The organism is Streptomyces bambusae (assembly GCF_019400985.1).
Lineage (GTDB): Bacteria > Actinomycetota > Actinomycetes > Streptomycetales > Streptomycetaceae > Streptomyces > Streptomyces bambusae_A.
This window is the reverse complement of sequence record NZ_WTFF01000323.1, coordinates 1-8,213: the sequence shown is the minus strand read 5'-3', so window position 1 is coordinate 8,213 and position 8,213 is coordinate 1. Positions and strand designations below refer to the sequence as shown.

Sequence of the window (8,213 nt, the reverse complement as noted above, 5' to 3'; positions counted from 1 at the left end):
GCCCCGGCCCCAGCGGCCCGGACCGCCCGCTGCGCGGCGGCAGCCCCGACCCGTCCGCCTCCGGCGAGGCGCGCACCCCGGGCGGCCAGGACGACCGCGACGGCTTCACCGGCGGCCCGGGCAACGACCCCTCCACCGAGGGCACCGCCCGCACGCCCGAGCAGAACCGCGAGAGGGAGCGGGAGAGCCGCTACCGCGCCCTGGACCTGTGCAAGGACTACCGCGCGGGCCGGATCACCGACGACCAGCGCGACCGGCTCGCGAAGCTGGCCCGCGGCACGCAGGCCATCTCCCGCTTCTGCCAGACGCTGATGGAGAGCGGCGAGGGCGGCGGGACCGCCGGCCGCGACAGCAGCACGGGCGGCGAGGACGGCAACCGCGACACCGACGGCTCGGGCACGAAGAAGCCCAGCGGCAGCGACATCCTCCAGGCCCCGACGCCGCTGAGGACGCCGCTGCCGGAGGACGGCGACCTGCGTCGCTGAACGGCTTCGCGGCCGGTGTAACACTTTTCGAAGCGCCGGCGCAGTACATAACGAGCCGACTGGTCATCGGCGGCGCAAGAGCCGGGGTTCCCCCCGTACCCCTGGGCTCTGCGCAACCGGCGCGGGCGGGGCACGTTCCCCCGGCCCCGCCCGCGCCCCTCTTACGACCGATCTCCCGGTCTTACGACCGATCCTCCCGGGTCTTACGACCGATCTCCGCGGCCGATCAGCCGGCCGCCACGGCCGATGCCGGACGCCGGGTACGTCCGCTGGGTACACCTGCACCGGGCCCGGTCTCTCCGATCGACCCGATCCACGGCCTACCGCCACGGCCTACCGCCACGGCCTACCGCCACGGCCTACCGCCACGGCCTACCGCCACGGCCGGCCTGCCCGGCCGGCCGCTGCGGCGCGCGGCGCATCACCAGTAGACGACGACCTTGTCGCCCACGTTGACCTGCGCGAACATCGATGCGAGCTTGCCCTTGTCGCGGACGTTCACACAGCCGTGCGAGGCGCCGTTGTAGCCGCGGGCCGCGAAGTCGGCCGAGTAGTGCACCGCCTGGCCGCCGCTGAAGAACATCGAGTACGGCATGGACGTGTGGTAGAGCGTGGACGTCCACTCCTTCTCCTTCCGGTCCACCTTGAACAGGCCCTCACGGGTCGGGGTGTTCTCGGAACCGAAGCGGACGTCCATCGTGGATATGACCTTGCCGTCGATCATCCAGGACAGCGTGCGGCTCTCCTTGCTGATGCACATCACACGGCCCTGCATGCAGCGCGGGTCCGGAGCGTCGGCCTGGTTGACCGGGGCCGGCGGGTTCAGCTCGTCGGCGGTGGGCTTCTTGGTGGTCTCCTGGATCTTCTTCCAGGTTTCCTTGTCGACCGCGCCGTGCGCGGTCAGCTTGTGCTTGGTCTGGAACGCCTTGACGGCCGCGGTGGTCTTCGTGCCGTAGAAGCCGGTGGGGTCGGTCTTGAGCAGGCCGAGCTGCTTCAGGCGCGCCTGGAGCTCGCGCACCTGCTCGCTGTCGTCGCCGTTCGACATGATCGCCTTGACGGCGGGTGAGGCCGACGCCGAGGGCGAGGCCGACGCGGACGCCGACGGCGACGGCGAGGACTCGCCGGGCTTGGCGTCGGTGGACGGGGAGCTCTCGGGGGTGTTGCCCGCCGCGGACGCGGACGGGGCCACGGAGCCGGCGCCCTTCGGGTCCGACTTCTGCGGCCCGCAGGCGGTCGCGGCGAGCGCGACGGCGGCGGCGACTCCGAACGTGCGGAGCATGACTCTCTGGCGGTGCATCTGGCGGTGCATGGTTCCCCCCGGATTTCTCTACGGCGTCTGTCTAGACGATGAATGGGTGGCGTGGATGGTTGCGCACAGTCCCGCAATGTTGCGCCATTGTGACCGGGGGCCGTTCGCGGGGACGGTTCTATCAGCACCGGGCCCGATGGCACTACGGAGGACTTGGTCACACATGGCACTCACCGAGAGCGGCCTGCCGATCCAACCCGTCTACGGCCCCGAGGCCCTGACGGAGTGGGACCCGGCGGTCAAACTGGGGCAACCCGGTTTCTACCCGTTCACCCGCGGCATCTACCCCACGATGTACACCGGCCGCCCGTGGACCATGCGCCAGTACGCCGGCTTCGGCACCGCCGCCGAGTCCAACGCCCGCTACCGCCGGCTCATCGAGGCCGGCACCACCGGGCTGTCCGTCGCCTTCGACCTGCCGACGCAGATGGGGTACGACTCCGACGCGCCCCCCGCGCACGGCGAGGTCGGCAAGGTCGGGGTGGCCGTCGACTCCGTCGAGGACATGCGCGAACTCTTCGCCGGCATCCCGCTCGACCAGGTCTCCACCTCGATGACCATCAACGCCCCGGCCGCGATCCTGCTGCTGCTCTACCAGCTCGTCGCCGAGGAACAGGGCGTCCCCGCCCACCGCCTGACGGGCACGGTCCAGAACGACGTGCTCAAGGAGTACATCGCGCGCGGCACGTACATCTTCCCGCCCGCCCCCTCCCTGCGGCTGGTCGCCGACACCTTCCGCTACTGCCGCGCCGAGATCCCCCGCTGGAACACCATCTCCATCTCCGGCTACCACATGGCCGAGGCCGGCGCCTCGCCCGCGCAGGAGGTCGCCTTCACCCTGGCCGACGGCATCGAGTACGTCCGTACGGCGCTCCGGGCCGGCATGGAGGTCGACGCCTTCGCGCCCCGGCTGTCCTTCTTCTTCGTGGCCCGCACCACCCTCCTGGAGGAGGTCGCCAAGTTCCGGGCCGCGCGCCGGATCTGGGCCCGCGTCATGCGCGAGGAGTTCGGCGCCCGCGACCCCAAGTCACTGATGCTGCGCTTCCACACCCAGACCGCCGGGGTCCAGCTGACCGCCCAGCAGCCGGAGGTGAACCTCGTCCGGGTCGCCGTCCAGGGGCTCGCCGCCGTGCTCGGCGGGACCCAGTCGCTGCACACCAACTCCTACGACGAGGCCATCGCGCTCCCCACGGACAAGGCGGCCCGGCTGGCACTGCGCACCCAGCAGGTCCTCGCGTACGAGACGGACGTCCCGCACACCGTCGACCCGTTCGCCGGCAGCTTCGTGGTGGAGCGGATGACGGACGAGCTGGAGGAGGTCGCGGTCGCGCTCATGGACCGGGTGGCCGAGCTCGGCGGCGCGGTCGCGGCCATCGAGCAGGGCTTCCAGAAGGCCGAGATCGAGCGGAACGCCTACCGGATCGCCCAGGAGACCGACCGCGGCGAGCGGGTGGTGGTCGGCGTCAACCGGTTCGCCCTGGCCGAGGAGGAGCCGTACGAGCCGCTGCGCGTCGATCCGGCCATCGAGGCCCGGCAGGTCGAGCGGCTGGCACGGCTGCGCGCCGAGCGGGACGGGGCGGCGGTCGAAGCGGGGCTGGCCGCGCTGCGGGAGGCGGCGGGCGGGAGCGGCAACGTGCTCCACCCGATGAAGGAGGCCCTGCGGGCACGGGCCACGGTCGGCGAGGTCTGCACGGCGCTGCGGGAGGTCTGGGGGACCTACACCCCGGCCGATTCCAGCTGGTGAAACACCCAGGGCGTCAGGGGCAAACGTATGCGACACTCCTGGCCATGCTGGGTGTCACCGATCTGCCGACCTATCTCGCCGCGCTGCTGCTGATCATTCTGCTGCCCGGCCCGAACTCGCTGTACGTGCTCTCCGTCGCCTCCCGGCGCGGGGTGCGCGACGGGTACCGGGCCGCCTGCGGGGTGTTCACCGGGGACACGGTGCTCATGGTGCTGACCGCGGTCGGCGCGGGGGCGCTGCTCCAGGCCAGCCCGCTGCTGTTCGCCGTCGTGAAGGTGCTCGGCGCGGGGTACCTGGCGTGGATCGCCGTCGGGATGATGCGGGCCGCCTGGAGCATGTGGCGTACCCGGCACACCGCGGTCCGGGCGGAGTCGGAGCCCGCCGGCGGTGAGGGCGCCGGGGTGGAATCCGGCCGGGCGGCGGAGCGGCCGTACCGGCGGGCGCTCGTGGTGAGCCTGCTGAACCCGAAGGCGATCCTGTTCCTGCTCTCCTTCTTCGTGCAGTTCGTCGACCCCGACTACGCCTACCCGGCGCTGTCCTTCCTGCTGCTCGGCACCCTGGCGCAGCTGGCCAGCTTCACCTACCTGAGCACGCTGATATTCAGCGGCGCCCGGCTGTCCGCCGCCTTCCGGCGGCGCAAGCGGCTGTCGGCCGGGGCGACCTCGGCCGCGGGCGTGCTCTTCCTCGGCTTCGCGGCCAAGCTCGCGGTCGGCTGAGCCCGCGCCGGGGGGCTGCCGTCGGCCGAGGGCCCGGCGCAGGCCGTCCGGCGCGCCGGGCCGGCCGGGTTCACCGGGTGCGGCCCAGGGCCGCCCGGCGCAGCCGGCGGACCTGGCGGACCGCCCGGCGCAGGGCGGGGCTGCCCGGGAGGAACGAGAGCTGGGCCGGGATGCCGCCGGGCAGGGCCAGGGAGGTCAGCCGCCGGCGCGTGAAGTACCGCCAGGTCCGCGCGTCCAGGCGGGTGGCCAGGTACCGCTCGGCGTCGGCCCGCCGGGCGGCCAGCACCTGCGGCTGCATGGTGAAGCCCACGGCGGTGACCAGCCCGGTGAGCTCCTCGCGCACCCGCCCCGGCCCGGGCGGCAGCCAGCCCCGTACGGCGTCGGCGTCGGCCAGGTCCGGCAGCAGGGCGTCCACGAGGGCCAGCGGGACCCGGTTGCTGTTCTGGTACGGGGCCAGCCGGGCCAGGACCGGGCCGGTGCCGGTGCGCGCGACGGGCAGCCCGTACAGCGTGGCGGCGGTGAGCAGCCCGGTGGAGAAGCAGCCGACGACCAGCGCCGGGCGCAGCCGCTGGTAGAGCACCTCGGCCAGCACCGGGGTGGCCGCCACGGTGAAGCGGACCCCGAGCCTCGCGGCCTCGGCGGCGGCCAGGCCGGCGGCCCGGGCCGGGGCGCTCGGGTGCGGCTTGAAGACGACGTCGCGGTGGCCGAGGGCGTGCACGCCGCGGACCATCTCGGCGTGGAGCTCCTCCTCCTCGCGCGCGGAGAGCAGGTCGAGGGCCGAGAGGTACTGGCCGAGCAGGAGGGCGGGACCGTGCGCAGCCGCCTCGTCCCGGGGCGGGGCGCCGGCGGCCGGGCCGGGTCCGGCAGCTGCCACCGCAGCGGTTCCGGTGTCCGCATCCGCCAGTTCGGCGAGCACCTTGCAGAAGGCCTCCTGCGGTACGAGCTCGGCGGGCACGCCGAACTCCGTGAGCAGCAGCGGCTCCAGACCCGGTACCAGGTCCAGGTGCAGCACGCGCCGCACCCGGACCCCGATCTGCGGGTCGAGCTTGAAGCGGGTGGGTCCGTAGCTCATCAGCCCGTCGGCGTAGACCTCGATGCCGGCGCCGGGGAAGAGCTGGCACAGCGCCTGGGCGGGGGAGACCTGGAGGGACTCCACCACGAGCTCGATGCGGTCCTCGCCCAGGCCCCACAGCGCGCGCAGCTGCCGTTCCCACAGCGGGGCGTCCTCGCTGCGCGGGGCCCAGGCGCTGGGGTGGAAGGGGGCGATGACCTCGTTCCAGTCGCGGACCTCGTCGAAGCGGGTGCGCAGGGAGTCGAAGCCGGGCATCTGCGCGATGCCCGGGGCGACCTCGGGGATCGGCGCGTTGTTGCTGGTCAGCAGGATCCGGCGGGCGGCGGGCGGGAAGCAGCCGGCGTCGAGGGCGGCGGCGAGGGTGGCGGTGCCGTAGAGGGTGGACGCGAGGAAGACCTGCGTGGTGCGGCGGCGGCCGGCGGCCGTGGTGGGTCCGGCCGCCGGGCGGTCGGAAGCCGGGCGGTCGGAAGCCGGGCGGCAGTCCGTCAGGCGGTCGGCGGCCGAGGCGGGATCGGTCATCGCCCGGTCGGCGGCCGAGGTGGGTCCGGTCATCGGGCGGCCGCCCCCGCGAGGCCGGAGCGGCGGCGCAGCCGGCGCAGCAGGACGGAGCGTTCCGCGTCCATCGCCTGCAGGACGTCGTCCAGCACCTTCTGCGGCATTCTGCGCAGGGCGTCCGCGCTCATCGAGCGGAGTTTCTTGGCCACGGCCGGTTCGAACCTTTCGATGGATCCGACATGGTGCGCGATGATCGCACAATATGTGCGCACGGCTTTCGGGAGCAGAATTCCGGCCTCCCGGTCCTGTGCCGTTTCGGACAGCACTTGATCAAATGCCCTGATGAAATCGAGCTGGCGTTCGTCGCCGATCTGCGTCAACGAGGTGGAAACGCCGCGCCGGTAGAAGACTCCGGCCGATCCCACCGCCGCGAACGACGCCGCCTCCCGGTGCAGCCGCCAGATCCACGGCCGGTCCTCCGCCGTGCGCAGCCCGTCGGTGAAGTGCAGCAGCCCGGCGTCCAGCAGCCGCCGGTGGTACATCCCGGCCCACGCGTACGGATAGTCCACCGACGTGGACCGCTCGGCCGGCCCGATCGCCGTGCGCGGATCGGCGACCACGTCCTGCGGCCCGAACGGGACCCGCTGCACCGTGCGCGCCCGGCCCGTCACCCGGACATGGTCGGTACGGACGAAATCGCAGTTCAGGGCCTCGATCGCGGCCAGCGTGCGGGCGAAGTGCCCGGGCGCCAGCCAGTCGTCGCCGTCCAGGAAGGCGATGTACCGGCCACGGGCCGCGTCCAGGCCGGTGTTCCGCGCCGTCGCCAGCCCGCCGTTCGTCCCCCGCGCGATCAGCCGGGCGCCCGGCACCCCGCCCGCCGCTGCCGCCCGCTCCAGCAGCTCCGGCGTCCCGTCCGTCGAGCAGTCGTCGACGAGGAGGAACTCGAAGTCGTCCCGGGCGTTGAGTTCGAGGCTTTTCAGGACATCCGGCGCGTATGTCTGCACGTTGTAGAACGGCACGACGACAGAGAGCGTGAGCACCCGCGAGAGATTAAGTCCTGCTACGGCATTCGCCGTGGCCCGCATGCGGAATGCACATGAACGGCAGGCGGCGGACGTGTTAACCGGCCTGGATTCGCAATTCGTAGACGGGCTGTTCACTCGCCGTTGCGCGGTCGTTGGGACGATCACCGGAATTCCGCCCTAGCTTCTGGGCCGTGCCAGAACCGAAACGGGTCGCCGTACTCGCCGATTCCGATACGCGATGGAAATGGGGCGCACTCACCGCCCGCCGCCTCGCGCCCGGACCGTCCCTCACCGGATTCCTGCTGCGCGGCCGCGCCACACCGACGGCGCGCCAGCTCGGTGAGGTGGGGGTCGAGGCCGACCGGCTGACCGAGGTGACCTGCGCGGAGTTCCTCGCCGAGATCCGGCGCGAGCGCTACGACGTGGTCGTGCTCGCCCTCGTCGGCGGCGCCGTCCAGGCCGTCCTGCACGGCGTCCGCGCCCTGTGGCCGGACGAGGCCGCGCGCCCGGTGTTCGTCACCGGCTACGTCGGCGTCGTCTACGAAAAGCTCGCCGACGGGCTGCTGCTGCGGCACGGCGCCGACCTGGTCCTCGCCAACTCGCCCGCCGACGCGGACCGCTTCCGCGCCGTGTACGCGGGGGTGGGCGCGGACGCCTCGGCCGTCACCGAGACCACGCTGCCCTTCCTGGACGGCGCCCCGTACGAACCGGCCGGCAGCGGCCGGGCCCGCACGGTCGTCCTCGCCGTGCAGCCCTCCGTACCCGAGAGCAGGGCCGACCGGACCTACCTGCTGCGCCGGGCCGCCGAGCACGCGCGGCTCCACCCCGACCGGGAGGTCCTGGTCAAGCTGCGCAGCAAGCCCGGCGAGCACACCACGCACCTGGAGGAGCTGCCCTACCAGCGGCTCGCGGAGCGGCTGCCGGGCGGCCTGCCCGCCAACTGCCGCCTGGTCTACGGGAACATGGGCGAGGTCCTGGACCGCACCGACCTGCTGGTGACCGTCTCCTCGACGGCCGCACTGGAGTCCTTGCACCGGGGCATCCCGACGGCCGTCCTCACCGACCTCGGCATCCGCGAGGCACTCGGCAACCACCACTTCCTCGGCTCCGGCTGCCTGGCCTCCTGGGACGACCTCGACGCCGGGCAGCTGCCCGAGGGCGACCCCGACTGGCTCGCCGCACAGGGCGTCGGGGGCGGCGAGGAGGCCTTCGCCGAGGCCCGCGCCCGGGTGGCCGGGCTGTGCGCGCTGCCCGCGCTCCCGCCGGTCGCCCCGTACTACACGGCCACCACCGCCCCCGGCTACCTGCCCGGGATCCTCGCCCGCCACCACCTGGGCCCCGACGGCTGTCCGCTGCCGAGCGGGGTG

At 73.2% G+C, this 8,213-nt stretch carries 6 protein-coding genes and 1 pseudogene; 4 read left to right on the top strand and 3 right to left on the bottom strand.

Annotation, left to right across the window (positions count from 1 at the left end; translation table 11 throughout):
* Positions 1 to 485: pseudogene (locus tag GPJ59_RS30070) on the top strand (hypothetical protein); the annotation flags it as partial.
* A 421-nt stretch (positions 486 to 906) separates the two neighbouring features.
* On the opposite strand, the gene GPJ59_RS30065 reads toward GPJ59_RS30070, so the two are convergent.
* Entirely contained in the window at positions 907 to 1,782 is an 876-nt protein-coding gene (locus GPJ59_RS30065; RefSeq protein ID WP_219671071.1) for a L,D-transpeptidase family protein, read from the bottom strand.
* A gap of 175 nt (positions 1,783 to 1,957) precedes the next feature.
* On the opposite strand from GPJ59_RS30065, the gene GPJ59_RS30060 reads away from it, so the two are divergent.
* Positions 1,958 to 3,538, top strand: a complete 1,581-nt coding sequence (locus GPJ59_RS30060) for an acyl-CoA mutase large subunit family protein (RefSeq protein ID WP_219671070.1) — start codon at positions 1,958 to 1,960, stop codon at positions 3,536 to 3,538.
* Between the two features lie 44 nt (positions 3,539 to 3,582).
* Complete coding sequence (gene leuE, locus GPJ59_RS30055) at positions 3,583 to 4,254, top strand: leucine efflux protein LeuE (protein ID WP_219671069.1); 672 nt, start codon at positions 3,583 to 3,585, stop codon at positions 4,252 to 4,254.
* A gap of 70 nt (positions 4,255 to 4,324) precedes the next feature.
* Here leuE and GPJ59_RS30050 read toward each other — a convergent pair whose 3' ends face one another.
* Together GPJ59_RS30050 and GPJ59_RS30045 are read right to left on the bottom strand one after the other, a co-directional pair.
* The gene (locus tag GPJ59_RS30050; RefSeq protein ID WP_219671072.1) at positions 4,325 to 5,845 is read right to left on the bottom strand and encodes an alpha-2,8-polysialyltransferase family protein; all 1,521 of its coding nucleotides are present in this window, start codon (positions 5,843 to 5,845) and stop codon (positions 4,325 to 4,327) included.
* Between the two features lie 29 nt (positions 5,846 to 5,874).
* Positions 5,875 to 6,861, bottom strand: a complete 987-nt coding sequence (locus GPJ59_RS30045; RefSeq protein WP_219671068.1) for a glycosyltransferase family 2 protein — start codon at positions 6,859 to 6,861, stop codon at positions 5,875 to 5,877.
* Positions 6,862 to 7,037: 176 nt separating this feature from the next.
* Between GPJ59_RS30045 and GPJ59_RS30040 the strand changes: the two genes are divergently transcribed.
* Positions 7,038 to 8,213, top strand: a 1,176-nt coding sequence (locus GPJ59_RS30040; protein WP_219671067.1) for a DUF6716 putative glycosyltransferase, incomplete at its 3' end; no start/stop codon positions are given.